General features: G+C 64.8%; 25 protein-coding genes. 7 read left to right on the forward strand and 18 right to left on the reverse strand.

Translation table 11 applies throughout. The annotated features are described in order from the left end of the window. Positions 1-81: 81 nt before the first annotated feature. The 6 genes from I2456_RS01005 to I2456_RS01030 all read right to left on the reverse strand — a co-directional run bounded on the left by I2456_RS01005 (position 82) and on the right by I2456_RS01030 (position 6876). Entirely contained in the window at positions 82-543 is a 462-nt protein-coding gene (locus tag I2456_RS01005; RefSeq protein WP_241007833.1) for a hypothetical protein, read from the reverse strand. Further along, positions 540-1514: a carbon-nitrogen hydrolase family protein gene (locus I2456_RS01010; protein WP_085073777.1), complete on the reverse strand. Its 975-nt coding sequence runs from the start codon at positions 1512-1514 to the stop codon at positions 540-542. Before I2456_RS01010 ends, I2456_RS01005 begins: the two co-directional genes overlap by 4 nt. Then, positions 1511-2449: an alpha/beta fold hydrolase gene (locus I2456_RS01015; RefSeq protein ID WP_085073778.1), complete on the reverse strand. Its 939-nt coding sequence runs from the start codon at positions 2447-2449 to the stop codon at positions 1511-1513. The genes I2456_RS01010 and I2456_RS01015 overlap by 4 nt, the downstream gene beginning before the upstream one ends. Next, positions 2446-3099, reverse strand: a complete 654-nt coding sequence (locus I2456_RS01020; protein WP_371869898.1) for a TetR/AcrR family transcriptional regulator — start codon at positions 3097-3099, stop codon at positions 2446-2448. Before I2456_RS01020 ends, I2456_RS01015 begins: the two co-directional genes overlap by 4 nt. Before the next feature lie 590 nt (positions 3100-3689). Continuing rightward, positions 3690-5222 carry a flavin-containing monooxygenase gene (locus tag I2456_RS01025; protein WP_085073780.1) on the reverse strand — a complete coding sequence of 511 codons (1533 nt, stop codon included), beginning with the start codon at positions 5220-5222 and terminating at the stop codon, positions 3690-3692. 13 nt (positions 5223-5235) lie between these two features. After that, on the reverse strand, positions 5236-6876 hold the full coding sequence (locus tag I2456_RS01030) for an adenylate/guanylate cyclase domain-containing protein (protein ID WP_085073913.1): 1641 nt from the start codon (positions 6874-6876) through the stop codon (positions 5236-5238). 175 nt (positions 6877-7051) lie between these two features. Between I2456_RS01030 and I2456_RS01035 the strand changes: the two genes are divergently transcribed. Next, complete coding sequence (locus I2456_RS01035; protein WP_068029985.1) at positions 7052-7864, forward strand: TetR/AcrR family transcriptional regulator; 813 nt, start codon at positions 7052-7054, stop codon at positions 7862-7864. Between the two features lie 29 nt (positions 7865-7893). Here the strand turns inward: I2456_RS01035 and I2456_RS01040 are convergent, their stop codons facing one another. From I2456_RS01040 to I2456_RS01055, 4 genes are all read right to left on the reverse strand, one after another. After that, positions 7894-8667, reverse strand: coding sequence for a class I SAM-dependent methyltransferase (locus tag I2456_RS01040; protein ID WP_241008038.1), 774 nt, complete (start codon positions 8665-8667; stop codon positions 7894-7896). A 192-nt stretch (positions 8668-8859) separates the two neighbouring features. Further along, positions 8860-9144 carry a hypothetical protein gene (locus I2456_RS01045; protein WP_085073781.1) on the reverse strand — a complete coding sequence of 95 codons (285 nt, stop codon included), beginning with the start codon at positions 9142-9144 and terminating at the stop codon, positions 8860-8862. A 54-nt stretch (positions 9145-9198) separates the two neighbouring features. Next, the gene (locus I2456_RS01050; RefSeq protein WP_085073782.1) at positions 9199-11046 is read right to left on the reverse strand and encodes a hypothetical protein; all 1848 of its coding nucleotides are present in this window, start codon (positions 11044-11046) and stop codon (positions 9199-9201) included. Between the two features lie 161 nt (positions 11047-11207). Then, the gene (locus I2456_RS01055) at positions 11208-12536 is read right to left on the reverse strand and encodes an MFS transporter (protein WP_085073915.1); all 1329 of its coding nucleotides are present in this window, start codon (positions 12534-12536) and stop codon (positions 11208-11210) included. Between the two features lie 457 nt (positions 12537-12993). On the opposite strand from I2456_RS01055, the gene I2456_RS01060 reads away from it, so the two are divergent. Continuing rightward, the gene (locus I2456_RS01060; protein ID WP_163703756.1) at positions 12994-13194 is read left to right on the forward strand and encodes a hypothetical protein; all 201 of its coding nucleotides are present in this window, start codon (positions 12994-12996) and stop codon (positions 13192-13194) included. 24 nt (positions 13195-13218) lie between these two features. Here I2456_RS01060 and I2456_RS01065 read toward each other — a convergent pair whose 3' ends face one another. The 3 genes from I2456_RS01065 to I2456_RS01075 form a co-directional block, all read right to left on the reverse strand. Next, positions 13219-14523, reverse strand: a complete 1305-nt coding sequence (locus I2456_RS01065; RefSeq protein ID WP_085073785.1) for an alpha-hydroxy-acid oxidizing protein — start codon at positions 14521-14523, stop codon at positions 13219-13221. 79 nt (positions 14524-14602) lie between these two features. Continuing rightward, positions 14603-15352, reverse strand: a complete 750-nt coding sequence (locus tag I2456_RS01070) for a class I SAM-dependent methyltransferase (RefSeq protein WP_085073916.1) — start codon at positions 15350-15352, stop codon at positions 14603-14605. A 5-nt stretch (positions 15353-15357) separates the two neighbouring features. Then, positions 15358-16479, reverse strand: a complete 1122-nt coding sequence (locus tag I2456_RS01075) for a spore photoproduct lyase family protein (RefSeq protein WP_085073786.1) — start codon at positions 16477-16479, stop codon at positions 15358-15360. Positions 16480-16653: 174 nt separating this feature from the next. Here I2456_RS01075 and I2456_RS01080 point away from each other — a divergent pair, with 174 nt between their 5' ends. Next, positions 16654-17076, forward strand: a complete 423-nt coding sequence (locus tag I2456_RS01080) for a nitroreductase family deazaflavin-dependent oxidoreductase (RefSeq protein ID WP_068030004.1) — start codon at positions 16654-16656, stop codon at positions 17074-17076. Positions 17077-17313: 237 nt separating this feature from the next. Here I2456_RS01080 and I2456_RS01085 read toward each other — a convergent pair whose 3' ends face one another. After that, a complete protein-coding gene (locus I2456_RS01085; RefSeq protein WP_068030006.1) occupies positions 17314-17955 on the reverse strand; it encodes a cutinase family protein in 642 nt (213 codons plus the stop codon). Between the two features lie 250 nt (positions 17956-18205). On the opposite strand from I2456_RS01085, the gene I2456_RS01090 reads away from it, so the two are divergent. The 4 genes from I2456_RS01090 (at position 18206) to I2456_RS01105 (ending at position 21808) form a co-directional block, all read left to right on the forward strand. After that, complete coding sequence (locus I2456_RS01090; protein WP_085073787.1) at positions 18206-19171, forward strand: 2-hydroxyacid dehydrogenase; 966 nt, start codon at positions 18206-18208, stop codon at positions 19169-19171. A 54-nt stretch (positions 19172-19225) separates the two neighbouring features. Beyond that, positions 19226-20572, forward strand: a complete 1347-nt coding sequence (locus I2456_RS01095) for an alpha/beta hydrolase (RefSeq protein ID WP_371869903.1) — start codon at positions 19226-19228, stop codon at positions 20570-20572. A gap of 119 nt (positions 20573-20691) precedes the next feature. Beyond that, complete coding sequence (locus I2456_RS01100; protein ID WP_068162241.1) at positions 20692-21204, forward strand: hypothetical protein; 513 nt, start codon at positions 20692-20694, stop codon at positions 21202-21204. 136 nt (positions 21205-21340) lie between these two features. Further along, a complete protein-coding gene (locus tag I2456_RS01105; RefSeq protein ID WP_068030012.1) occupies positions 21341-21808 on the forward strand; it encodes an ATP-binding protein in 468 nt (155 codons plus the stop codon). 35 nt (positions 21809-21843) lie between these two features. Here I2456_RS01105 and malQ read toward each other — a convergent pair whose 3' ends face one another. The 4 genes from malQ to I2456_RS01125 form a co-directional block, all read right to left on the reverse strand. Further along, positions 21844-23853 (reverse strand): 4-alpha-glucanotransferase, encoded by a 2010-nt coding sequence (gene malQ / locus I2456_RS01110; protein ID WP_085073918.1) that lies wholly within the window; start codon positions 23851-23853, stop codon positions 21844-21846. A 140-nt stretch (positions 23854-23993) separates the two neighbouring features. Continuing rightward, a complete protein-coding gene (locus I2456_RS01115) occupies positions 23994-24863 on the reverse strand; it encodes a formate/nitrite transporter family protein (RefSeq protein WP_085073789.1) in 870 nt (289 codons plus the stop codon). 46 nt (positions 24864-24909) lie between these two features. Further along, positions 24910-25338, reverse strand: a complete 429-nt coding sequence (locus I2456_RS01120) for a pyridoxamine 5'-phosphate oxidase family protein (protein ID WP_068162248.1) — start codon at positions 25336-25338, stop codon at positions 24910-24912. 96 nt (positions 25339-25434) lie between these two features. Further along, complete coding sequence (locus I2456_RS01125) at positions 25435-26292, reverse strand: LLM class F420-dependent oxidoreductase (RefSeq protein ID WP_085073919.1); 858 nt, start codon at positions 26290-26292, stop codon at positions 25435-25437. Positions 26293-26330 lie beyond the last annotated feature (38 nt).

Raw genomic sequence — 26330 nt, forward strand, 5'->3', positions numbered from 1 at the left:
ACTACCTGCTCACTTTTCGACCGGAGCCGACACCCGTGGCCAGGTCCAGGGCTTTGGTGGCGGCTTCGGTTGCGGTTGACTTCAGCCTTCGGCGGTCGCGAAGTTGACGCGAAGTTCTCGCCTGTTACGCCGTGCACTTGGCCGGCGGCGTCGAAGGGCGAGCGCCGCAAGGGAAGTGGAGCCCCAGCTAACGGCGGTGAATGACGCCGCCACTGCCGTGCGGTAGGCGGTCGTCTCGGCGGCGTCGGGACGGAAGGCGAGCACGCCGAAGGCGTTCGCGTTCGTCCAGCACCCGGCGGCCAATGGCCAGGCGACGCTGCGCGGCAGATCGGGCACCGCGGCGCCGACCAGCACGGAGAGCGCACCGAGCGCGATCAAATCGAGATGCCACTGGCGCAGGCGCGGCGTCGAGCGGATCCCGAGACGGCGCGCCCGCTCGCTGTCGGCGATGGCGAGCGCGTAGGGCCATCCAGTCAGCGCCCCGGCTGCGAGTTCCACCAGGCCGGACAGAACGAGCGTCTCGTTTGTGCTTGCGCGGGTCATGCGTTCCACCTCCGAACCGTCTGTGGGCCCGTGGCCCGTTTGGGGACTCGCAAATTACTGGCGTAGGCGCGGCGACCGAGCCAGCCCTGATAGGCCCAGGCGAACGCGGGCAGCGAGCCACGCGGGCGAAGCCAGAAGTTCTGGCCGGGCTCCCGCGAGGGGTTGGCGGCGCCGGTGGGCACCGTGGCGGCCGTCACCCCGGGGCCGGACTGTGCCGGCCGCTCGGCGAGCACGTCGCCGTCGCGGTCGCAGATCACGCTGGGGCCTTCGTATTCGCCGCGGTAGCGTCCCGGCATCCCAGGTAGTGGGCAGGCGATCGGCCCGCACAGCGAGGCATGCGCGACGGGGGCTCCGATGAGCGGAGCGAAGTCGAGCACGCTGCGGCGCGCTCGCTCCCGGTTAACAGCTTCCCAGCGCCGAAACACTGCACGAGGCCGCCAGTGTGGGATGCTCCACCACCCGGACCCGGCGAGGACCAGGTCGACGCTACCGCGGAGCCGGTGCACGGTCTGGCTGCGCATCATTTCCCAGCAGAGGGCGACGCCAATCCTGAGGCCGCTGGGCGCCTCGATTATGCCCGGGTCATCTCCGCCGATATAGAAATAATTTTCCCACATGGTCGGCAGGTCCTTGTCGTGACGGCCGATTAACCCATCGGGGCCGGCGAGCAGGAAGGCGTTGCGGACGTCGCCGTCGGGCCCGCAGCACAGAAAGGAGCCGCCAACCAGCACCCGCTTGTCGGACGCGACTCGGGTGAGCATCTCGGTGGCCGGACCGTCTTCGGGCAGCGCGCCGCCGCCCACCTGCGCCACGAAGGCCATGCCGGTGGTGAAGAATTCGGGCAAGACGATCACCTCGGCTCCCTCGTCGGCGGCGCGCCGGGCGAGCCGCTCGGCCCGGTCGAGATTCGCCTCCACGTCGCCCAGGACGGGCTCGAGCTGAACCGCTGCGACGCGCAGATCCGCGGTCATCCGATCTCCTCCGCGAACCGAACAAGCTGGGCGTTGAACGCCGTCGGGCGTTCCAGCATCGGCATGTGACCGCAACCCTCCAATACAACGGTCCGCGCGCCGGATAGCTCGGCGTCGAGCGCCTCGGTATCGGCCAGTGGGGCGATCCGGTCGTGTTCGGCGGCCAGCGAAAGAATCGGGCAACGCACATCGGCCAACCCCTGGCGGGGATTTGAGCGCCCGATCGCCCGCACGGTCGGGAAGACACCGCGGGCGCCGGCGCCGTCGACGATCAGCGCCACGGAGTCGTCTGGCAGGGCCAGCGGGTCGAGGACATAGGGCGACAAGAAGACGCGACGCAGGGCGGGCGATCGCACGACGAGGCGGCGGAGCGGTGCTGGCGCCGGCAGCCCCGCCGTCGCGATTTCCAACGCGATTGCCGCAGTCTCCCGCGGACGCTCGCGAACGAACCGCCGCACCCCGCGCAGGCCGAGCATTGCACTGAATTGCAATACCGCCCCGGCGACAAGCACGATGCCCTCGGCCAGCGCCGGATGACGGGCGGCGAAGCGCAGCGCTACCGGGCCGCCCATCGAGTGACCGACGAACACGACGCGCTCGATGTCCAGGCTGGTGACGACCTCAGCCGCGGCGTCGGCAAAATTGTCGAGGGATGCGCCGGCTGCAGGCGATTCGCTTCGGCCGAACCCCGGTAAGTCCAAGGCGAGCACCCGACCGTGCTTGGCAAGGGTCGGGATCGCCTCGAGCCAATGCTGCCAGCGGCCGCCCATCCCGTGCACCAGGACGAATGCGCGATCGCCGTGGACCGTGTCGACGTAGCGAAGCCGGCGACCGCCGACAACGGCGTCGCGTTCACGCTCCGACCAATCGGCACGCCGCCAGGTCGGCTCTGCCGCCTGGCCGTAGTCGCCGTTCACCGGGACGCGCTCGATCATTCGACACCGCCCTGCGGGTCCAGCAGGCCCAGGGTGAGCACCTGGCGACCGAGCGATAGCACCTGTTCGAACTCCAATTCGGTAAGCCCCATGTTGCCGGGCAGCAGGTGGGCCGCGATCACCCCATCCCAGGCCGCCCACAGGAACACCGCGGCGCGCCGCGGATCGACGTCACGCATGACCCGGGCCTCGATGGCCTCCGCGATCGCTCCGGCCATGCGCTCGGTCTCGGACCGGATGCGCTCGGTCACTCGCTCGGCGGCGGAACCGACCGGCCCGTCGGTCGGCGCGTCAGGAGGTGGAAAACGAAAGATGCGGAAGTAACCGACGTTTTCGCTCGCAAACCGCAAGTATCCGTCGGCGAGCCCGACCAGGCGACCAATCGGGTCCTCACCGCCGCTGGCCCACCCCTGGTCGCAGTAGCGCTGGTCAAGCTCCAGCGCACGCTCGATCAACGCGGCGTAGATGCCTTCCTTGCCGCCAAAGTGCCCATACAAGGATCCGACCGCGACATCCGCTTCCTCGGCGAGTTGTTCGACGGTAGTCGCGTGATAGCCGCGGGTCAGAAAGAGGCGTTCGGCGGCCTCCAGGATCGCGCCCGCGGTGCGGGCCTTGCGCCGGTTTCGCCGGGTCTCGGTAGCCGATCTCAAGTTCATAGTTGTAACACCATAGCAAAACTGTAATGCCACTACAAGTAATGCCCGCATGGTGGGGTTGAGTGGCGGCGTCCAAGGGCGATGGCGGCTTTGATGACACCACATGCAGCGCGGCGAGCAGGTGCAAGAGATGCGACCGCCAAAGCATGCGTTTGGGACTTCGTCGGACCAATCGGCCGCCCAACACGCGCCATCCCTCAAGACCCAATCGCAGCACCATGAAGGTGCCCGGAGCCATCGAGATCGCCGGCAAGTTCCCGTCCGGAAAATCCGGCCAATGCGCCGATTGTCGTCTGGATTGATTGCGGCCGAATTTGGCCCGCAGAGCCGGGTATCAGCGACGCGTAGGCCCGCGGTCGGGCTGCCACCAATTTTTGGTCACATCCGAATGCGACCCCTCGGCCCCGCACTTCGAGTGCCGACACGACGCCAATCACCCGAATTAGAAGCAGCAGCCTTGGTCGGAAACTACGGCCACTTCCAGTTCATGATCACCGGTCACGTGAAGCGAGGTATGCGACCAAAACAGGATGCATTGAGTTTTCGCTTTGCTGAGCTGGCACGGATCACATCCCGCTCCTCGATTATTCGCCTGCCGTTCGGCGCGCGGAGGCGTGGCTGGCGGGTGTTGTCGTGTCGTAGGAAGCCACATCGAAGCGTTTGGTTTGTCGACGGAAGCGGAAAGTGAAGTCAGGCCACAACGTCGTGTTGTTGCCGTGGGCATCCAGATACCAACTTCCGCAACCACCGGTCATCCACACCGACCCGGCAAGCTTGTCCTGCAGCTCGGCGTGATAGGCGTCGAGAACCTCTGGCTTTACTTCGACAGTACGTAAAACTCTGTCTTGCATGACATTCAGCGCATCGATGAGGTAGTTGAGCTGCGATTCGATCATGTACACCATCGATGTGTGGCCGAGTCCGGTGTTGGGCCCGACCAAAACGAACATGTTCGGGAAGTTGGTCATGGTGGCGCCTTTGTAAGCACGCATCCCCTGTTCGGCGAAGGTGTCGCTGAGACTGTGCCCGTCGACGCCGCATATCCTCTGGAACATCGGTGAATCGGTGACGTGGAACCCGGTGGCGATCACGATGGCGTCAACCGGTCGAGCCGTGCCGTCCTCGGTCACGATCGCGTCGGCGCGGATCTCGGCGATGCCGTCAGTGACCACCTCGACGTGTTCCCGGTCAAGGGCGGGATAGTAATCGTTGGCGATCAGCATTCGCTTGCACCCGATGCGGAAGTTGGGGGTCACCTTCTTGCGCAACTCCGGGTCCTTGATCTCGAACCGGATCTTGCTCCGGGAGATGAGCTCGAAGGGGAGCATGAACCGAGGGGCTTTGGCCAGACCGACCACCTGAGTCTCACGAGCAAGGTAGATACCGGCGCGGGCCAGCCGCATGAGGGCGGGAACTCGGCGAAATAGCCACCGCTCGGCGGCGGTGAAGGGGCGATCGAAGCGGGGCAGCAGCCAAGGTGCGGTGCGCTGGTAGACGTCCATATGGCTGACCGTGTCCACGATTGCCGGAATGATCTGGATCCCGGAGGCGCCGGTTCCGATCACTGCTACCCGCTTCCCCGACAGATCCGCGTCGTGGTTCCAGCGCGCCGAGTGGAAAAGCTCACCGGTGAAGTCTTCGATGCCGGCTATGGGTGGGAGCTTCGGTTCGGCCAGCGCTCCGAACGCGGCCACCAGGACGTCTGCGGTGACGGCGCCGCGGCTAGTGGTGAGTTCCCACCGGAGGTGATCGCGCTGCCACCGTGCGTTGGTTACTTCACAGTTGAAAACATGGCGGTCCAAGACCCCGGCGTCGCGCGCGACCCGCCGGAGGTAGTCCTGGATCTCGGGCTGGGTGGAAAACGAGCGTGTCCAATCCGGGTTCGGCGCAAAGGAATAGGAGTACAAGTGGGACGGGACGTCGCACGCGGCTCCGGGATAGGTGTTGTCGCGCCAGGTACCGCCGACTTCGCTGCCGCGTTCGAAGACCAGGAAGTCGTTGTGGCCCGACTCGGCCAGCCGGATCGCGGCGCCCAGACCGGAGAATCCACTTCCGATGACGGCGACCTTGACGTGGCGACTGATGTTGTCCTGCTGCGGTTCTGAGGTGTCGGGCATCGGGTGGCCTTCCTTAGTCGGCGTCGTTGGGTTGGTGGGTTGGCTTCGCCGCCTGTCTTGGGCTCGCCAGTAGGGTCGGTTTGGTCCGCCCCCGAAGCTTGGTTTCCTCGCCGAATTCCCAGCAGCCCTGTTCCTGAGAATCGCTGGCGCGGACCGCAACCGCCGAAGCCAGGACGTGCGATGGAGTCGATTTGGCCAACTCGCACAACCGGGCAGCCTCGTTGACCGGATCACCGATCACCGTGTACTCGAAACGTTCGTATGCGCCGACGTTGCCGGCCACCACAGTGCCGGCGGCGATACCGACGCCGGCGGGACATTCCGGTACCTCGTCGACGAGCCGCTGCGCGATGCTGCGAGCAGCGGCCAGGGCATCCGTCTCTGGTGATTGCGCGGGGACTGGCGCGCCGAAGATGGCCAGGGTCGCGTCACCCTCGAACTTGTTGATCAGCCCTCTGCGGGCGTTGACCTCGTCGATGATGACGGTGAAGAAGCGGTTGAGGAGATCGACGACCTCGGTGGGCGCACGCTCGGCGACCAACTCGGTAGAGCCGATGATATCGACGAAAAGGATTGCCACGTGGCGTTCCTCGCCGCCCAGCTCGATCTCCTGGTTCTCCGCGGCGGCGGCGACTTCCCGTCCGACGTGGCGGCCGAACAGGTCGCGGATGCGTTCGCGTTGGCGCAACCCCTCGACCATTCGGTTGAACCCGCGTTGCAATTCCCCCAATTCGGTGCCGTCGAACACTTGCAACTGGCAGCCGAAGTCACCTTCTTCGACGCGTTCCAGCGCGGCCCGTACGGTGCGCACCGGAGTAGCGGTGAGCCATGCGGCCACCAGAATCAGGAAGAAGCCGAACACGAACGCCGCGACTGCCAACAGCAGCACTGCGACGCCGAACTGGGACAGCGTCATGTTGCGACGCGACAAGGTGAACACCGCGGCCAGTGCGATCCCGATGACCGGCACACCGGAGCCCAGCAGCCACGACGCCACGGCGCGGCCCATCACACCGGGGCCCGACCGTTCCGGCGCGCGACCGGCCTGCAAGGCTTGCGCGGCCACCGGCCGCAACGCGAACTCCGCGACGAAGTAACAACTGGCCGATACCACGATCCCGGAGAAACTGATGCCAAACACCATCTTGGGGATGTAGTTCGAGTCCACCCGACCGTAGAGCGTGGCGAACATGATGGTGCCGATTGCCCAGAGGACGACGGGAATCAGGGTCAATCGCCACGGTGCCAGGAAGGTGTTGCGCTGGTCTTCGGGGGTGGGCGGCTTCTCTTCGATGGCCCAGCGCAGATCATGGATGATGCGTTTGGTGGCCCAAATCCAGCCCACCACAACGGCGACACCGATATATGCCGGCGCGGCGAGCACTGTGATCCAGCGTGCACCCGGCGCAAGGACATTGGGTTCGGGAATCGCCACGGTCACCAGCACCATCACCACGCCGATGGCGATCAGATTCGCCGACACCACAAAGACGGTCAGTATCAGTTGCAGGCGTACCCGGCGACGCTGTTGACTCTCCGCCGGAGTGCCCAAAATCCATGAGCCGTAGGACGTTTCGGGCAGGTTGCCGCTCTGCCGGGTGACGGTCTCGAGCAGGCGGCCCAATCGCTGCGCCAGCGTCTTAGGCACGCTCAACGCGACGGCATCGCAGCCGTGATGATCGGCGCGGGTATCGGAAAGCCGACCATCCATGCCTCTCGTTGTGGTGGCCTACCTATCGGTGCAGGCCCGGTAGGCGGTAACGTTACAGACCGAATGAACTAGTGGTCTAGTCACACTTGAAATTCATATACAAAGCAGGTTTATTGCTATGTCACGACGTAGGTCGCGGCGGGAAAACGCGGTGCCGGCAGATGTCGTCCAGGCCACGTTGGCTTCGGCCGAACGTCTAGGAAGAGATGTAGCTGATGTGCCGATCGTCGTCATCGCGCACGCGTTGGGAGTATCTCGTAGCACTTTGCTGCGTCAGCTCGGTGGAACGCGTAGACCCCTGGATGACGCGGTCCGCGACTCCGGAGTCGATCCCGGCGGGCGACCTCCTGTGCGGCTGCGCGCCGTTGCTGCTGCTGCCGCGCTGATCAGCGAGGAAGGGGTTGGGGCGGCATCATTTGAAGCGGTTGCCGCCCGCGCGGACTGCTCGGTGCACAGCCTGTATGCCGTCTTCGCCGGTCGCGAGGAGCTGTTGCAGGCTGTCTACGACAGGTACATGCCCAGCCTTGACATCGACGATGTCGTTTCCGGCTCACCTGCTGACCTGAGGGGCACGGTGCTCCGGATCTATCAGTGGTTCGCCGAGGTGTTGCTTCAGCAGCCCCGGGTGGTCGTCGCCGTTCTCGCCGACGCGTTGGCTCGCCCGGCGGATTCAAGTGCGCGGGTGCTCGCAGACCAGGGTGCGCTGCTCATGCTCAGCACCTTGGATCGGTGGCTGGAGCGGGAAGTGGACGCGGGTCGGATTCGCGACCTCCCTCGCGCGCTGCTCATTCAACAACTAATCAGCCCGATTTCGGTGCATTGCATGTTGCGGGCAGGCTCGGCTCGCCAAGGAGCCGACCTCGCGCTGCCGGCACTGGACGAGTGTTGTGAAGTTTTCACCGAGGCATTCCTGCGCTCGGTCGCAACGTGAGTTACCGCCGTGAATGATGAGCTCGCTTGCTAACGCGCGCTTTCACTCCTCGCGCGGGAGTACACGACACTGGTCAGTGGCGGTCCGAATCGCGTCGGCGGAGCTAACTGGTCGAGCCGCAGACTGGGATCAGCGGCGCGGCCGAGCGCCCTAAGCGCCGACAAGCTGTAGGCGCGCAGTGCGCTGATGAAGCCGTCGTGCACAGCCGGTCGCGTCGCCGGCCACAGCCAGAACAGTGCGTTGATCGGCAGCATCACCACTGTGGTCAGCAGCACTGCAAAGGGATTGCGGCGCTTGAGATCAACGACCAGGAAGCGCCTTCCCACTCGGGTGGCCTCCGCAATCGCCCGGCAGGCGATCACTGGCGGCAGATGGTGAAATGCCAACGCGAACACGACCAGGTCGTAGCTCTGGTCGGCGGCGTCTATCTCAGTGGCGTCAATCAGTTGGGCCACTGCGCGGGGGTGATCTCCGAGCGGCCCTGCAGTGATATTGGCCAATGACGTCGGGTCCAGATCGCTGACCGTGACGGTCGCGGTGGGGTGCATCATCAGAATCTGTTCGGACAGCTTGCCATGACCAGCGCCAAGCTCGAGAATCCGCGGGTTGGGCACATCGGATACCACGGAAAGTGCGGCGCGCGCGTACTTCTCGTGCTGCTTGCTCAATGTTCCGATGCGGTCCAGCGTCCGGATGACTCTCTGTTTGACTTCATCGGACACATCGTCGCGGTCGAGGTACTCCAGCGCCTGTGTCTGCAGTCGACGATCCAGCCAAGAAGCGTCGGGGCCGCCGCGCGGCATCGAGGCGATTGCCTCTTCGCGCTGCTGTGGCGCATCGGTCACCACTGCGCGTCTGACTGCTTGATTTTCCACCGGAGTCCACCTAGTCGGCCGCATGAATTTCACCGATGGAGTAGTCGGTGCGGGCGGCCGGGAAGTTCCATATGTGTTCGGCCAGAACTATCCGTGATGAGGGCCACTATGCCCAGGAAGCTAACGGGACCGGACTCTGTTCGCGCGCCGGTTGTTTCCGAGCGGAAGCTCGACCACCTCAGCCAGTGAATCACTATGGCGTTTATTGGGATTGGCGCGCGAACGCTCGTCGACGGCGAAGTTGTGCAAGTCAGCAGCCATGTCCTGGTAGTCCCATGCCAAATCTCGCGCTTCGCGCGTCACCCGGGTCAGTGTCTCGGACACTGCCCCGGCAATCCGGCGCAAGTGCAGCACAGTGGTGTCGAGCACTTGATGGACCGCGAAAGCGCTTCGCGCTACGGCCACTTCGGCCCCTCGACCCAAATTTGCGAACATCGACACGGTACGGGCGCACTCCTTTTACTGCCGTGCGTGGACCCGCGGAGCGGGCTCCTGCTTGGCCCCCTCTTCGGGTTCACTGTTGTTGATGCGACCGGCGCCCCAGGTGAGTGCCGTCACGATCAATAGTGTGCAGATCAGCACCACCAGGCAGCCTGCCGTCCAGAGCCAAGCGGGATGATCCGAGTTGCGTTCACGCTGGAGAATGGTCATTTCTTGGACGAAGGGGCGTGTCGAGGTTGCCTCGGCCGGCACCGCAGTCGCGCCGATACCGGGGTCCGCGGGTAGATAGATCGGCACGGCTGCAAGGGTTTTGCCGTCGTGCACGCGTAACAGCGCCTTCCAGCTGCCCCACACCGGTATCGGCGTGGTCGAACGGTAATGACCGGGACCGACTCGTTGCAGTTCGTCGATCACCAGTCCACGCTGGTTCGGAAGGCCGCCCTGCCAGGCCAGGATCGACACCCACTCGGGGTCATCGCCGACCAGGGTGTCCGGAGCGATTGTGATGTCGGCGTTGACCATGCGGTGACCGTTGTCGTTCGACACGTCGGTCAAGCGCGTTGTCGCGGTTGCGTTTACCGGGACTCGGTACTGTAAGCCGTTGGCCACTGCGGCACCGATGACGACGACGGTGAGCGTCACCAGACCGATGCCGATGGCGCGTGCCGGCAGGCGTTGGCCCGTCAGCACCATGCCGAGCATGGCGCCACAGAGCCCGGTGAGCACCGCGACCGGTACCGCCATCGCCAGCGCTTCACCCCACATGCTGGTGGGCCACGGATAGTGGTAGACAGCGCGGATCCACAGTGACTCCAGGCCCAGCCCGGCCGTGCCGACGGCTAGGCCGCTGATTGCACCGAAGAGCAACGGCCGCTTGATAAGTGAGGTCAGCCCAACAAGTTCGATCGCGATCGCGGGTCCGAGGTAGAGCGGGAACCAACTGATCGGCGCGCCGAGGATCGGGCCCACGACGAGCGCCACGGTGCCCCGGATGACGACCGACAGTACCGCTGCCAGAATCGCTGCGCCCCGTCCGAACGTCAGGCGCGCCGCTACCAGAGCGAGCGCGCCGGCCGCAGCGATCAACATGGGCTGAAAGACCAGGCGGAACTGCGGCACTCCGAAGTCGAACTCGATCTGAAACACCGACAAGCCGATGACGAGGCCGCCGAAGCGCAGGTACTGGCGAAGTCGCAGCGCGAAGGTGTCGGGTTCGCCGCCGGGTTCCATCGCCTTCTTCGCTTCGTATTCCAGCATCACCGACGCGAGGGTGGATAGGCCGGCGCCGCCGATCATCATCAAATGCGTTGGACCCCATAACGTGACGTCCTGTCCGAACAGGCGGTGCCAGATGTCGTCGAGCGGGAATCCGACGAGGGCATAAAAGCCGCAGCCGGCAATCAACACGCCACCCACCGGTGCATACCAGTCATCGGTGATGCGGACCGCCGCCGGGCCGGGTTTGTCGTACGGCAGCACGACGGCGAGCATGCCGCCGACGAAGAGAAGGAACAAGCCGATGATGATGAAGTAGTGCGCTGGGTTGGCCAGTGGCCCAGGGTCTCTGCCCTTCCCGATGTGCAAGCTGACGTCCCAGATGAAGCCGAACAGCGCGAAGATGATGTTCAGCGCGAACACCAGCACAGGTAGTGCCACCCATGGCGGGCGGTTGAGTCGTCGGCCGCATGCTTCGGCCAGGTTGTTCAGCCAAGTGATTTTGCGGGTTCGATGCAGATACCCGATCCAGACCAGTGCCCCAGCCAGAACGGCGGCGACTCCGCTCAAGCCGATTACCTGGTTGAGTGCGGCGCCGCCGCCTTCGGGTCCCGCTGCCGTGAGAAGTGATGTTGCCGCATATGTGGTCATCGCTGCATTCCGTCAGATGTCTCGTCGTTTCACGGTGGCAGCGGCCACAGGGTTCGCCACCGCCGTCACGGATACCCAACAGTAAACGACCGTACACTCGATGATCAAACGGACCGGTGTGAGCGTCGACTCAGCGAAACGTTCGTTTACCCAAGCTTCGGCTAGCCGGGCTCGTCGGCTGGTATGGGGGCGACTTGTTCTGTGTCCCACGGCTCCGAACCGGGTAGCGGTTTGCCGGCGACCTCGGGGGTGAACAGCAGGGTGATCACACCGACTAGGCCGGCGCCGATCAGCATGTAAGCAGGCACCATGACATTGCCGGTGCTCGAGATCAGCGCTTGCGCGATCAGCGGAGTGGTGCCGCCGACGGCCGAGATCGAGATGTTGTAGGAGATGGCCAGGGCTCCATAGCGCACTCGAGTGGGGAACAAGGCCGGCAACGCCGACGGTGTCGTCGCGTCGAAGCACAGTTCCATGAGTCCGACCAGCAGCACGCCGAGGAAGATGAGCGGATAGATGCCGCCGAAGCGGATGAGCAGGAATGCCGGGATGGAACCGCCGATCAGCAGAGCGCAGCCCGTCCACATGACCGGTTTGACGCCGATGTGATCGGACAATTTCGCCACAAGCACCACCGTGGCCATAAGGATTGCCAAGGTGGCAACGATCATCACCATCCCGGCGACGTTGCCCACCTTCACGACCACTCTGAGGTAGGTCGGCAGGTATCCCGTCATCATGAAATCGGCGACTTGCGAAGTCAACACCAGAGCCGCGCAGATCAGCATCGGTCGCCACTGCCAGGCGACCGTGCGCCGAAGCAGTTTCAGCCCACGCTCTCTCGACACGTCGACGGTCTGGCTGATCTGGGTGTAGGCGGGCGACTCCTCGAGCCGCAATCTCATGTAGATCGCGATCATCCCGAACGGCGCGCCCAACAGCAGGGGGATCCGCCAGCCCCACGCCAGCATGTCTTCGGGCGCAAGCCAGGCTTGCAGTCCGCTGACCAAGAACCCGGCCACTACGAACCCGACGAGGTTGCCCATCGGCAAGAACCCGACCACCATGCCGCGTTTGCGGTCCGGAGCCTGCTCGACCAGATAGGTCATCGCACCCACGTACTCGCCACCGGTCGACAAGCCTTGAAAGACTCGGGCCACGACCAGCAGGATCGGTGCCCAGATGCCGATTTGGTGATAGGTGGGAAGCAGACCGGTCGCCGTGGTGCTCACCGTCATCATGAGGATGGTGATGATCAGCACCCGCTTGCGCCCGATCCGGTCACCGAGCGGGCCGAAAATGAACCCGCCAAGCGGACGGACTACGAAGGCGGCCGCCAGTGAGCCGAAGGTCGCGATGAGGTGGACGGCGCTGACGCTGTTACCGGGGTAGAACACCTGGGCGATCGTGGTCGCGATATAGCCGTAGATCCCGAAGTCGTACCACTCCATGAAGTTGCCGATCGCGGTGCCCGCGATGGTTCGTGACATCACCGACCGATTGGTGTCGTCGGTCGACGTTTCAGCCACCTTCTCCGGGCCGCGTTCGCTGTTCATTGACACATCCTTTACCCGAAACTTTGCTGGCGCGAACCAACTCGTCAATGCGCCCGAGTCGGGGCGTGGCAGCTGTACGCATGACGCGCTGGTGCAGGTCGCGGTGACCTGCACCAGCGCGTTCAGGTAAAGGAGGAGGTGTCGGGGCGGTCGCTACGGGTTGGGATTCGTCCCGACGCAGATGCCCCCGGCGCAGGCACCCGCACCGCCGGGTCCGGCGGACGCCCCCGCTCCCGGCACGCCTGCGCTGGCCCCGCCAGGTCCGGCGCCTGCGCCGCCGCCGGGCACGGCCGTAGTGGCACCACCCGGACCGGCGCCACCGCCCGGCGCACCGGTTCCAGGCGCTTCCGAAGGAGCTGAGGAAGGCGGCGTCGTCGCGCTTGCCGGCGTCGTGACCGTGGTAGTGACGGTGCTCGTCGTCGTCGGGTTTTTGCTGTCCTTGTCCGAACCGCATCCTGCGGTCAAAGTACTCAGGGCAATTGCCGCAGCGATTCCGGCGGCGGCGGTAACTCGACGGGCAACTTGGTGGTGGGGCATGTCAGTATCGCTCTCCTGGGTTAAGTCGATGTCCAAGAAGGCTTTTACCCATTGACCGCGAAACTCACGCGTGTCCCGCTCAGTCGATCCGGCGCAACAGGTCGGTGTTGAGTTCGTCGATCGCGCGAACGCCGGCGAGGGCTAACAGGAGATCCAATTCGGCGATCAGATTCTGTAGGACCTCGGTCACTCCTTGGCGGCCGGCCAACGCCAGCCCGTAAATGTGGGGTCTGCCCACCGTCACTGCGTCAGCGCCCAAGGCAAGAGCCTTGACGATGTCAGCGCCACAGCGGATGCCGGAGTCGAAGATGATCGGTATTCGGCCGCCGACCGCAGCGGCGACATCTGCCAGCGCATCAGCGGCTCCGATAACCGAATCGACCTGTCGCCCACCATGATTGGAGACAATGATACCGCTGACTCCGATATCCACCGCTTGTCGGGCATCGTCGGGATGCAACAAGCCTTTCACGACGATAGGCAGCGTCGTGCGTTCTCGCAGGCCAGCAATGTCATTCCAGGTCAGCGACGGTCGTGAATACGTGTCGAGGAAGGTTTCCACGCTGGCGCGCGGGACCGGTGAGACGAGGTTGCCGAAGAACTTGCCGGGTACATTGCGCGCCATCGTCAGCAGCGTCTGTACCGCGGCTCTCGTCACCTGAATGGGGGGCCGTTCACCGGCGGCCTTCGCCGCGGCCACCCGGTCACGCACGGATTTCATGAACTGCTCATCTGAGGTGTATTGGGCGATACCGATCGCTTTCGTGAACGGCAGCGAGCCGAGGTTGAGGTCCTGCGGACGCCAGCCCAGCAGCGTGGTGTCGACGGTGACCACCAGAGCATCGGCCGAAATCGCTTCCGCCCGACGGATGAAGCTGTCCACCACGGCGTCGTTGGTGGACCAGTACAACTGGAACCAACGCGGCGCCTTGGCGGCCACCCGGTCCATCTCGGCGGCGGTCTCCTCCATGGCTGCCGACCCTTGGTTGGAGAAGATGTAAGGGACCCCGACAGCCGCTGCGGCGGCGCCGATTTCGACGTCGGCTCGAGCGTGCACCAGTCCGGCGGCCCCGACTGGCGCCACCAGAAGGGGGGCGGGCAGTCGCCGGCCGAACAGGTCGACCGAAAGGTCTCGCTGTGAGCAGTCCCGCAGCATGCGGGGCACGATCGCCCATCGGTCCAGCGCGGCACGATTGTTCGTCATGCCGGCACCTTCGCCGGCGCCACCGGCGACATAGGCCCACGCTTGCTTGGACATCTTGGCTTTCGCGGCTCGCTCCAGCGCCCCGAAATTCGTCGGCACCGGAGGTGTTTGGCCGAATACGCCATTGCGGTAGATCGTTTCTTGGCGTTGCCGTCCAGGCTGCGCACCGGGTGTTGTCATTGCCATCCATTCCGTCGGCGTGTGTCACCGCTTGCAGGCCACGCTAATACGCCCGGGTGCGGGTCCCCTGCGGGCAGGCTCAGCGTTGTGGCGCGCAGATGATCGCCAGTGCGTCGTTCTTGGCGATCACCCCCGCCGCCCCGATGCGCCGATGTAATTCATCGCGGAGTCGCACTCGTTCGTCGGTCGGCAACAGCAAATGGTTCGAGTAGGTGAACACCATGTCCAGCCATTGATCTGCCGAGAAACGCAACCGCTGTGTATAGCTGCGCCGCTCGGTGGTGAAGCCGGATTCTGCGATGACACCGGCGAGTTCGTCCTCGGCGTGAACGCTCGGTCGGGCAGTGGCGTCCAGGAAGGCTGCGTAGCTTTCGTCGAGTTCCGCCTGGGACGGTGTGATCGGAGTGATCCGGTTCCAGACCAGCGCGAGCCGGCCCTCCGGTCGCAGCAGACCGGCGATCTTCGTCAGCGCGGAGCGGGGCTCGACCCAGTGAAACGACTGAGCGAACACGACCAAATCGAAGGTTCTGCCTGCGGGATCCCAATCTTGGAAGCCGGACCGTTCGATGGTGATGCCCTTGCCGGCGGCGACGCGAGCCATCCGTTCGTCGGGCTCTACGCCCAAGACATCGGCTCCCGCCTCGACCAATTGTGCTGATGCGATGCCGGTTCCGGCGCCGACATCGAGCACCGTCGTTCCTGGTTTGGAGATCAGATCGGCGATCAAGGCACCCGGGTAGCGGGGCCGATGTCGGTCGTATGCTTCGGCCGCCGCACCGAACGACTCGGCGCGGCGGCGGTCGGCGTGGACAGCGACGTCGTCGGTCACGGGGTTCAGGTCCAATACAGTGTGCGGGCGGCGGGCAGTGTCGCGGCCAATTCGGCCTCGAACCAGTCGCGCAGCTGCGACATCGTGTCTTTCGGATACACGTATTTCGCCGAGCCGAACTTGCCATACTTGCGGGTGCGGGCGGACTCGTCCATTTCGAGCTTGGTACGCGGATACCAGCCGAGCAGCACGTCCTTGCTGGTCGCGGTGAAGCGATGCGTGATGCACTCGACGGTGAGATCGACGTCGGCAATGTCGGCCAATGCCGTGGCAACGTCGCGCAGCAGCGCCCCGTAACCCTCCCGCCAGCCGGGAATAGGCATGATCGGGGCGATGGTCAGACCGACGCGGTAACCCGACAGCGCCAGCGCGCGCAACGCCGCAACCCGTTGCGGCAGGCGCGCGGTACCACCTTCGAAGCGAGTGGCGATCTCGTTGGCGTTCACCGAAACTCGCACCCGGGTGCGGTCGCCGTGGGGTAGGCCAAGCAGCGGCGCGACATCGTCGAACTTCGTGGTGAACCGCAGCCCGACCGGCGCGGTCCAGTCATGGGTACCCACGTGCGCGATGGTCGCAGACAACGAGCCGGTCAGATGCTCTAGCGCCAGCGGATCGGTGTAGCACGAAGCTTCGAACGTCGTTCCCTCGTCGGCCCGCTCGGCCGAGGCCGAGGTGATGGTTCCGCGACCGACGTAACCCTCCATCTCAGCCAGAATGTCGGGCAGGTTCGCGTATACGCGGGTGATCGGCGGGCCCGAAAGGGAGCCGGCGAGGTAGCAGTATTGACAGTGCGCGGGGCAACCTTCCGCTAGGTCGATACGCCAGTCCGCGCTCGGCGGGATCGGCTGCAACCGGCGCTTGCTGGGCGGCGCGACGACGACCGCGAGCGTGCGCTTGGCCAGGGCGTAAGCGGCCCGGTCGTTTTCGGCGCGCATGGGGGGCAGTCGATCGCCCGCCAACACTTGAATATCAGCAACGCCCGCGGCTTCGCACCGCTGCACGATGTTGCCGCCGTGCGGCGTCTGGGATGCCGATTTCGTCACCAACACGCGCAATGGCGTCCACAGCGTGGGCCGGTCAGTTGTGGGAAAAGCCACCGGAGTCGAACCGGCTAACGTCGTTGTCATTGTTTAGTCCAACCACCCGCGTAGTGGCCGAATTCCGCACTGCACACCCCGGCGATGTGAGTAATGCGACTGCGCGGCCTCGGAGTAACTGCTACACGGGCCAGCCGCGCGCCTAAGTCTCGGGGCTGAGCTGCTCAGTGTGCACAATGCCCGCCGAAGTGTTAGGCAGGGAATATGGCCGACCAAATCGAGATGAGCCCCACGGACTGGGTGCGGAAGCAGACCGAACGAATCCTGGAGCAAGGCACGACCGACGGCGTCGAGGTGTTCGACCGGCCCGTCGTCTTGTTGACCATGACCGGCGCCAAAACCGGCAAGAAGCGCTACGTGCCGTTGATGCGAGTCGAACAGGACGGTCGGTATGCCATCGTCGCGTCCAAAGGCGGCGCCCCAGAACACCCGGCTTGGTACAACAACCTGAAAGCGAACCCCGCGGTGACGCTGCAAGACGGGGAGAAGGTCGTTGAGCTCACGGCACGCGAGGTCGAGGGCGACGAACGCGAACAGTGGTGGCAGCGCGCGGTCGAGGCCTATCCTCCCTACGCCGAATACCAGACCAAAACGTCCCGGCAGATCCCGGTATTCGTCCTCGAGTGAGGAAGATGAGTGTGACGGTGCCGTCTTCGCGCCTCTCGGCAAGTGGTCGCTCGAAGCGACAGTTCTGAGGTGGTACCCGGGGGAACGTCCGACACCGTCGCCGAAGTCAACTAAGGCAGTGGTCCGGATATTCCACCGGTGGTTGGGGTGACTGCCGGAGGTGGCCGTCACACCCGTGCCGTCGATGTTGCCCGTCTTCGCCCAAACCGGTCCTGGACCTTTGACCGGCGGCGGCGCTTAGTGAGTGCCCTTGATCGAGTTGGCGGTGAAGTCCGCGGCTTGATCGGTCATCCCATTGAATCGGTAGGAACTGTGGGCGCTGCGATTGAAGCCGGAAGAGGCGCAGACCGGATCGTCGGGCGCGCACAAGTCGATCGTCTTGCTGGTGTACAGATGCCCGATGACAATCGGTGGAGCATTGCGGTCGACGAGGTCCATGAAGCCGTTCGAGGGTTTGCCGAACAAGGTGACGGCGGCTACGTGGTTGGCCGCACTGGGCGGCAACGGCCCGCTGATTCCCGGAGGGAGCGCATACCCCGGCGGAATGCTGTCGGTGGTGATGTACGCCGCGATCGCAGCTCCCTGGGAGTAGCCGCCCAGGACCACCTTGGTGTTCGGACACGTGTTGGTGATGTCGAGAACTTTGTTCCCTGCATCGACCACTCCGTCACTTGCTCGGGAGAAGTCAAGCGATGCAGGGTAATCGACCGGATACACCTCGACCGATTTGTTCGGCAGCCGAGCCGTGAGAGCGTCGATGAACGCTTGCCCAGTCGCTCCGGGACCGGGCGGTTCGAACGTGCCGCGGGCAAACACCACTTCGACGTCGGGGCAGTTGTCGCCGTCCGCAGCCCAGCTGACGGCCGGCGCTGTGATCATCGACGCCAACACCACTACCACCGCGGCCACCCAGCTGGCAATCGCACTCAGTTTGCTGGTCCGGCGCGTACAGCCGCTCGGCGGTGGGGTGGGCTTCACTTGACTTCCTTCTGGTCTCTGCGACTTCTGCGGTACTGAACAGGCCCATCAGCTGGGCTGCTGGAAAAACAATACTGTTCGGCCCGCCGCATGCTTGTCCCCAGTGACGTAGCTCTCGTTCGGCACCTGTTGCTTACCGGAGAATGCAGGGGTGGCCATCAAGAAGACCGACGAGGTGCTGCGGATCGGCGCGTTCGAGCCAACGTTCGACCGGGAACTCACCGCGCGCTACGACCTTCCCACGCTTCCCGACGGTCCAAAGCGATCCGAGTTCCTGAGTTCACGCGGGGCCAAGGTGCGAGTCGTGTTGACCTCGGGTGGTCCGGGCGTCGACGCGGACACGATCGCTTCGCTGCCCAATCTGGAGGCGATCGTCAACAACGGTGCCGGTGTGGACGCAATCGATCTGGCCGCGGCGAAGCGCCGCGGTATCGGGGTGAGCAATACGCCCGACGTGTTGTCCGACACGGTCGCCGACACGGCTTTGGGACTGATCCTGATGACCCTGCGCCGGTTCGGCGTCGCCGACCGCTACGTGCGCGCCGGCCGCTGGGGACGCGACGGGCAATTCCCGTACGCGAGGGACGTCAGCGGACTTCAAGTCGGAATTCTGGGTCTGGGTCGAATCGGTTCAGCCATTGCAACCCGGCTACTGGGATTCGACTGCGCCGTCGCGTATCACAACCGTCACCGCATCGACGGATCGCCATTTCGTTACGCGCAGTCGCCGGTGGAACTCGCGGAGTCGGTCGACATCCTGGTCGTCGCCACCACCGGTGACCGCACGACCCGCCACCTGGTCGACCGGGCCGTGCTCGAGGCACTGGGACCCGAGGGGTACCTGATCAACATTGCGCGCGGCAGTGTCGTCGACCAGGACGCGTTGGTGGAACTGGTGGCGGGCGGCGGGCTGGCTGGTGCCGGTTTGGACGTCTTCGCCGACGAGCCGAATGTCCCCGAAGCGCTGCTCGAACTCGACAACGTCGTCTTGTTCCCGCACATCGGCAGTGCGACGGCCCGCACCCGCAAGGCGATGGCGATGCTTGCCATCCGCAACCTGGACACGTTCCTCAGTACGGGTGACTTGGTGACACCGGTGTTGCGCCCGCGGAGGTGAGCGCATCGCTGACGCGGACCCGATAATCTGCGCAACCCGTTGACGCTTCCCGACCTGGACTTACGGGTACTACAGACCGGTGCATCGAGCCCATTCGTCGAGGTTGCCTGCGTGATCGACCACGCCTGGCAGGCCTCGCTGATGGGCGGTTGGATCCTCACCGCCGTGCAACTGCTCGCCGCGGCAGCGCTGCTGTATGCGATCGGCTGGCGGCGGCGGCGCTGGCGAACCATGTGGGTACCGCTGTCGGTGGTGGTCGGGGCGCTCACCGCAACGCTGGCGTACTGGTATTTCAGCACGCTCGGTATCGCCAGTGAGCCGGCGCCATGGCAAATGTGGTTGTGGGTGGCGCTCGTCGGGGTGGCCACTGCGGTCGCGATCACCGGATGGCGAAGCGCGGGCTGGTGGCGGCGCAACGTGTCCGTCTTCGCGGCCTCGTTCTGCATGCTCAGCATGGGGTTGACGATCAACGCGTGGCTGGGGTACTTCCCGACGGTTGACACCGCGTGGAGCCAGCTGACCAACCGGCCGCTGCCCAATCAGGTCGACCCGCAAACCGTCCAGTCCCTGAAGCACAGAGCCATCGCGCCGCGCAGGGGAGTGGTGGTGCCGGTGGACACGGGCGACCGCGGATCCGGGTTCAAGCACCGTCAAGAGTGGGTCTACCTGCCGCCCGCCTGGTTCGCCAGCACGCCTGCACCACGGCTGCCCGCCGTCCTGATGATCGGCGGTGAATTCAACACCCCGGCCGACTGGGCGCGCGCCGGCGACGCGGTCACCGCCCTCGACGCGTTCGCTGCTGCACATGCCGGCGTCGCCCCCGTGGCCGTCTTCGCCGACGCCACCGGCGGTTTCACCGTCGACACCGAGTGCGTGAACGGGCCCCGCGGAAACGCGGCCGACCACTTGACCGCTGATGTGATTCCCGAGGTCAGCCGCCAATTCGGGCTGGGCGACCAGGCCAGCTGGGGCATTGTCGGGTTTTCCTCCGGAGGCACCTGCGCGGTCGACTTCGCGGTGATGCATCCCGGCACGATCAGCGCCTTCGTGGACATCGGTGGCGATATCGGTCCGAATGCCGGTACCCGGGCTCAGACGATCGACCGGCTTTACGGCGGCGACGCTGCGGCGTGGTCATGGTTCGACCCCAGCACAGCGATCGCCCGCCACGGCCCCTATAACAACCTCTCTGGCATGTTCGCGGTGCCAGGAGCGGCGGTCGGACAAGCCGCGGCTGAGTCATTGTGCGCACTGGGCACAGCCAACGGCATCTCGTGTCAGGTCGTGGCGCTCCCGGGTAAGCACGACTGGCCCTCGGCCGCCCACGCCTTCGCCGCGACGCTGCCCTGGCTTGCCGATCGGCTCGGCACCCCACCGCTGACCAGCGCCGTGGCGCAGTGATCGGCGAGGCGATCGCAAAGCTGTTTACCACCGCAGCCCTTCGGGTAACACCGTTTGCAACGACCTGATTCGGTAGGCGCCAAAATTCGCCGGCGGCTTACCGCAGGAAGAAGGACAATATGAGTGCCAAGCACCGCATGAACAAAAAACTCAAGCCAAAAGAACAAGGGCCGAACGATTCCCGTGCGCGGCGCAAAACGTCCCGTCCCGGCATGGCATTCGAGGTGGTGTCCGCCACAGTGGTGTGCGCCGCGAGCCTGATCGGGCTGGCGGCGAATGCGATCGAGTTGGAAGGATCAAAGGACGTCTCGGCTGCGATTTCCCCTGAACCTCCGCAGGTTTCGCAGCCGGTCAGTCAGGAGGGGACCGTGATCGCGGTTTCGCCGAACTCGGTCACCGCGCGCAGCATCAACGGTTACATCCAAACGTATTTCGTTACGGCGGACACCACGGTCATCACCATGGGCGGACGCCAACCTGCCCAGGGGGCACCACATTTGACGGTCAACGACGAAGTCGACATCGTCGGAACCATTCAGAACGGCAGGGCTTTGGCCACCGCCGTAGCTCACCACGGCATGGGACACGGCGAAGCCCCGCCCATGGATTATGTCGCCGGTCAGAACGGCTGACCGAACCGCTTTATTGCGCTTGTTATTCAAGCGTTTCCGACGTAGCGGCGAGTCGTGACCGTCGCAATGCGTTCGTGCCTGATTCGAGACGGCTTTGGGTTTAGCCGACTACCTATACCTGGGTATGCCTGAAAGCATGGATCTTTCAACGTCTCTCGTCGCCGATCCGGATCGGTTGACGTGCGCAGGTGCCGCCGACGCTACCACCGCCGCGCATTTGCGCCGTTCGCTGAATAGGTGGCTGCAGCAGACGGTGCCCGGGTCGGGAGATATCTGCGACGACATCGTGTTGAGCGTCAATGAGGCGCTTGCCAATTGCGTCGAACATGCCTATAGGAACCATCATTCGCGCGGCACCATGAGGTTGCAGGCGAGCTACGACTCCAGCACGCAGTCGATCAGCGTATGCGTCAGCGACCGCGGGGCTTGGCACCGGCCGGCCCCGCAACGTGCCAATGATCCACGGGCATCGCGCGGCATCGCGTTGATGCATGCACTGGCAGATCACTGCACCATCAACGCCCGGCCCAGCGGCACCACTGTGTGTCTGGATTACACCACCGCCCGGACGCATCCCGCCGTCGATGCTGAGCGATCGAAATGATTGCGGCCCGCGGTATTGGGCCGGATCAAGGTTCCTCAGCTCTTCTGATCAGCGGCTGACCGAAAGACCTTGGCGATCTCAGCAACCCGTGGGTCGGCTTTCAACTCCTCCAACGTCTCCCGCAGAGGTAGACGCCAGTTCGGGTATTCGTCGACCGTTCCCGGCAAGTTGGGTTGCCGCGTCTCGGCGATCACGTCGTAAGGCGCTATCAGCTTCAGCCGACTAGGCGTCGAGGCCAAAAATCGGTGCATCGCAACGATGATCGCCTCTTCGTCCGGCTCAGGTCCGGTGTCCTCGGCGGGCAACAAGCGTTCGGAACGCAGCAGCGCGAGCCACTCGGCGCGTTCCTTCTCTGCCGCCCGCTCTTCGGCCGGCACGTCGTTGAGCAGGCCGAGATCGGCGCGAGCCCGCACATGCTCCCCACGTAAGAAGCCCGCCGCTGTCGGTAGGTCGTGTGTCGACAGACTCGCCGCCGCCCGTGACGGCCATTTCTCCGACGAGAGCAGCGGCTCCTCGGGCGCGGATTCGTCCCGGGTGAACCAGGAAACCGCACACCCCAGCATTCCGTTGCCGGCCAGCGCCTCGGTGACTTCCGGTTCGACGGTGCCCAGATCTTCGCCCACCACAGTCGCTTTGGCGCGGTGGGCTTCCAGCGCCAACACCGCCAGCATGACCTCAGCGTCGTAGTGGACATAGGTGCCGCGCTCGGGCCCGTCGCCCGGCGGTATCCACCACAATCGCCACAGGCCCGCAACGTGGTCGATGCGCAGCCCGTCCGCGTGGGCGAGGACGGCCCGCACCATGTCGCGTAATGCTTGATACCCCGTTGCGGCGAGGCGGTCGGGACGCCATGGTGGCAACCCCCAGTCCTGCCCACGGGGAGTGAAATTGTCTGGCGGCGCGCCGACACTGACGCCGGTGGCCAGCACGTCGGCAAGCGCCCAGGCGTCGGCGCCTTCCGGGTCGACACCGACTGCAAGGTCGTGCAAAACCCCCAGCGCCATGCCCGCGTCTCGGGCGGTAGCGCGCACAGCCGTCAACTGCTCGGCGCACCGTTGTTGCACCCAGGCATGAAAAGCGACCCGCGGGGCCAATTCGCGACGCGCCGCCGCCACGGTTGCACTGTTGACGTCACGCAAAGCTTCGGGCCATCGGGTCCAGCGACCGCCGTGCCGCTCGGCGAGTGCGCAGTAAGTGGCCCAGTCCGCCAAGCCTTTTGAAGCGGCCGAGTCATCCAAAGGAGACGGCCGCCCCTCTGTCCGCCACAACAGTTCCAGCGCCGCCCGCTTAGCCGCCCACACAAGGTCGTGGTCGATCCGGTCGGTGGTGGCCGAAACGCGCAACGCGTCCACTTCGGCGCGGGTGTCCGGATCGGCTCGTCGATATGCGTCCAGGTCTTCGATGCGCAGCGCCAACGGGTTGGCGAAACGTCGGCTCGACGGCGTGTACGGGGAGGGCTGCACCGGATGAGTCGGGCCAGGTGCGTGCAGCGGGTTGAGCAGTACCGCACCGGCGCCGTGCTCCGTAGCGGTCCACTTCACGAACTCCTGTAGATCCCCCAGGTCTCCGATGCCCCAGGAGCGCGCCGAGCGCAGGGCATACAGCTGCAACATCCATCCCCAGGTGGCTGGAGTCGGCGGCACCTGCGGCGGAGCCGCCACCAGAGTGACCTTTTGCCCTTCGCGGGTGTGCAGCCGATACCAGCCCGGCGACAGGTCACCGGGTAGTTCGTCTCGGACCTCGATGCGACTGCCGTCCTCGCCGACCAAAAGAGTTGCTCCGGCCAAGTGCTGCGGGCCACCGTTGAGCCGCACGGCAACGGTGGGGGCCAGCATGCCGGCGCTGTCGCTCTCGGCCAACTTCGCCAACTCGCGGCGCCTGTCATCTTCGGTGGCGGCATCGACATCGAGCAGGCCGAGTACCCGGATGACAATGTCCGCGTCGACCTCTACCGGCTCGCGTTTCTCGTTGCGGTACGAGGTGGCGACCCCGTGCGCCGCTGCCAGCTGGCGCAGGTCATCGGGAATTGTTTTGGGAGCAGCCATCATCGGGCCCACAAGGGGTACGCGGGAGCGGCCGGGTTGCTGGGTGGGGCGCTGCACTGGCGCCGACGCTGGAACACACCGCTCTTATACCCGAGCCGTGCTTTCTCACACGACCCGTCCACCACGGGGCACGGCTTGCGCTAGCCAGGGGACGAACTCTCCACCTCGTCGCGTTCCTGGTACAGGCGGTCCTTACTGCGCAACAAACGCGGCAGGGTCACCAGCACCAGGCCTCCCACGACGTTGCCGACCGCGGTGTAGCCGAACCAGTAAAGCCAGTCGAGGTAGCCGAACGGCGCCCGGCCGGCCACGAGCGCGCCGAAGATCAATAGCGAGTCCAATATTGAATGGAACAGCTGCAGACCGGCCAGCAGGAACGCGACGGCGATGGCGGCTGCCATCTTGCCCACCACCGCATCGGTGCCATGTTGCATGCGGGTCATCAGGGTGATCGCCATCCCGCCCAGCACGGCCAGTGACAGGCTCTGCGCCGACAGCGGAGCCGTGGCGAAGTGAGCGGCAGACTCGTATGTCTGCTGATGTAGCTGAGGAAACGCCCGCATGATCAGCCACATCAACAGCCAACCACCGACGAGATTGGCGACCAGCGTTCCGCCCCACAGTTTCAACAGCTGTGCCACGCTCGCCCGCTTAGCCGCGACCGTGGTGATCGGGATGAGAAACCCTTCAGTGAACAATTCGCTGCGGCCAAGCAGCAGGGCCAGAAAACCGATCGAGAAAGCGACGCCGGCCAACAGCGGGTCGTGGGTCGCATGTAGCACCGACAGATAGGCCAAAACTCCCATCGCCACCTCGGTACCGCCGAAGAAGCCGGTCACCATCACTCCGCGCCAGGTGCGATGTAGGCGCTGGGTGCCTTCGGCGAGCATTCTGCAAAACGCTCGTTCCAATTCGTCTTCGATGGGACTGTCGAGATCACCGAGTTGACGTTGGCTCGTGTTGCTCCGCACGTCGGGTCCTTCGGGGTAGTCGGGCGAGACCCCTCGCATACCCGGTTGCAGCCCGCTTAAGTGTTAAGTGGCCAAGCCCACGAAATCACAGCTCGCCGGAGAAATCGGCGGTCAGCCAGCGGTCCGGGCGAATGGTGAACAGCACGCTTTCCCGGTCGTCGAAATTGCGCACGAACGCGCGGCCACCCTCCTCGCCGAGATAACGGATCGCGATTGCTTCTCTATCCTCGACCGGGGCTGGGCTGGTGGTGTCCACCACGGTGCCTTCCACTACCACGTATTGGTAAGGCGGCTCCTCGCGTTGAACAACCAAGGTCACTACCCCGGCTTTCTCGATGAGCTTCGCCTTGCGGGTCGACGCGCTGGTGTTGATCCGAATGAGCCCGTCGGGGGTGTAGTCATACCAGATCGGGACACTGGCCGGGGGACGGCCGTCGGCGGCGTGGACAGAGAGCACGGCGACATGCTTGTCGGACAGGAATTGCTGACGTTCGGTCTCGCTGAGGGTCTTCATGTTGGAGCGAAACGCGGTGAGTCGTCGTTGATATTCCCGCGGCTTGCAGCCCAACCGTCGCGCGCTTACACGGCTCTGGCGCAACACCTTTCGGGCCTACTCCAAGTCGGAGGCCACGCGTTCCAAGGCGGCGAGGTGGTCATCGACCGACGCAAATCCATTCTTCATGGTGTTGATCGACAGGTGGGTGGCGCCCGCTGCCTTCCAAGCGGCAATCTCACCGGCCGCCTTGTCGCGGTCACCGGTCCAGGTGACCCGCCCTTCCATCCCGACGCTGCGGGCATCGCGGCCCGCTGCGGTCGCTGCCCGCTCGACCTGTTCGCGGGCGTAGTCGAGGCCCGGTCCCGGCTCCATCATCGGGAACCAGCCGTCACCGAGTCGTCCGGCGCGTTCGTAGGCTCGGTCGGAGGCCGCGCCGAACCAGATCGGGATCGGCTGTTGGTTGGGCATCGGTCCAAGTCCGGCTCCCGTCACCGTGTGATAGCGGCCGTTGAACGTGACGGATCGCTGCGTCCAGAGCCGGCGCATCAACTCAACCTGCTCCTCGGAACGCCTGCCTCGGTTGGTGAACCGTTCACCGAGCGCCTCGTATTCGACGGCATTCCAGCCCAACCCGATACCGAGCCGGAAGCGTCCGGCGGTGAGGAGATCGACCTCGGCGGCCTGCTTGGCCACCAGCACCGTCTGTCGCTGCGGCAGGATGATGACGCCGGTCACAAGTTCCAGCGAAGTAAGAGCAGCCAGGTAGCCGAACATGACGAACGGCTCGTGAAAGGTCGATTCGATGTTGTAGGGCCCTTGCCAGCCTGGGTGCACATCGGGATCGGCCCCGACCACGTGGTCGTAGGCAAGGATGTGGCTGAATCCGAGTCCTTCGACGGCCTGCCCGTACGCGCGTACGACTGCGGGGTCGCCACCAAGCTCGGTCTGCGGGAACACGACGCCAATGCGCATTCGCCATTCAACCACGCGGTGCCGCAACCGCTTCCCTG

It is taken from the genome of Mycobacterium kubicae (assembly GCF_015689175.1).
In the GTDB taxonomy this organism is placed as follows: Bacteria; Actinomycetota; Actinomycetes; order Mycobacteriales; family Mycobacteriaceae; genus Mycobacterium; species Mycobacterium kubicae.

What these genes read in the sequence shown, in the direction of transcription:
- I2456_RS01005 (WP_241007833.1), bottom strand. Translation starts at nt 543, where the DNA reads ATGACCCGCGCAAGCACAAACGAGACGCTCGTTCTGTCCGGCCTGGTG.
- I2456_RS01010 (WP_085073777.1), bottom strand. Translation starts at nt 1,514, where the DNA reads ATGACCGCGGATCTGCGCGTCGCAGCGGTTCAGCTCGAGCCCGTCCTG.
- I2456_RS01015 (WP_085073778.1), bottom strand. Translation starts at nt 2,449, where the DNA reads ATGATCGAGCGCGTCCCGGTGAACGGCGACTACGGCCAGGCGGCAGAG.
- I2456_RS01025 (WP_085073780.1), bottom strand. Translation starts at nt 5,222, where the DNA reads ATGCCCGACACCTCAGAACCGCAGCAGGACAACATCAGTCGCCACGTC.
- I2456_RS01035 (WP_068029985.1), top strand. Translation starts at nt 7,052, where the DNA reads ATGTCACGACGTAGGTCGCGGCGGGAAAACGCGGTGCCGGCAGATGTC.
- I2456_RS01040 (WP_241008038.1), bottom strand. Translation starts at nt 8,667, where the DNA reads ATGCCGCGCGGCGGCCCCGACGCTTCTTGGCTGGATCGTCGACTGCAG.
- I2456_RS01050 (WP_085073782.1), bottom strand. Translation starts at nt 11,046, where the DNA reads ATGACCACATATGCGGCAACATCACTTCTCACGGCAGCGGGACCCGAA.
- I2456_RS01055 (WP_085073915.1), bottom strand. Translation starts at nt 12,536, where the DNA reads ATGTCACGAACCATCGCGGGCACCGCGATCGGCAACTTCATGGAGTGG.
- I2456_RS01065 (WP_085073785.1), bottom strand. Translation starts at nt 14,523, where the DNA reads ATGACAACACCCGGTGCGCAGCCTGGACGGCAACGCCAAGAAACGATC.
- I2456_RS01075 (WP_085073786.1), bottom strand. Translation starts at nt 16,479, where the DNA reads ATGACAACGACGTTAGCCGGTTCGACTCCGGTGGCTTTTCCCACAACT.
- I2456_RS01080 (WP_068030004.1), top strand. Translation starts at nt 16,654, where the DNA reads ATGGCCGACCAAATCGAGATGAGCCCCACGGACTGGGTGCGGAAGCAG.
- I2456_RS01085 (WP_068030006.1), bottom strand. Translation starts at nt 17,955, where the DNA reads ATGATCACAGCGCCGGCCGTCAGCTGGGCTGCGGACGGCGACAACTGC.
- I2456_RS01100 (WP_068162241.1), top strand. Translation starts at nt 20,692, where the DNA reads ATGAGTGCCAAGCACCGCATGAACAAAAAACTCAAGCCAAAAGAACAA.
- I2456_RS01105 (WP_068030012.1), top strand. Translation starts at nt 21,341, where the DNA reads ATGGATCTTTCAACGTCTCTCGTCGCCGATCCGGATCGGTTGACGTGC.
- malQ (WP_085073918.1), bottom strand. Translation starts at nt 23,853, where the DNA reads ATGGCTGCTCCCAAAACAATTCCCGATGACCTGCGCCAGCTGGCAGCG.
- I2456_RS01115 (WP_085073789.1), bottom strand. Translation starts at nt 24,863, where the DNA reads ATGCGAGGGGTCTCGCCCGACTACCCCGAAGGACCCGACGTGCGGAGC.
- I2456_RS01120 (WP_068162248.1), bottom strand. Translation starts at nt 25,338, where the DNA reads ATGAAGACCCTCAGCGAGACCGAACGTCAGCAATTCCTGTCCGACAAG.
- I2456_RS01125 (WP_085073919.1), bottom strand. Translation starts at nt 26,292, where the DNA reads ATGCGCATTGGCGTCGTGTTCCCGCAGACCGAGCTTGGTGGCGACCCC.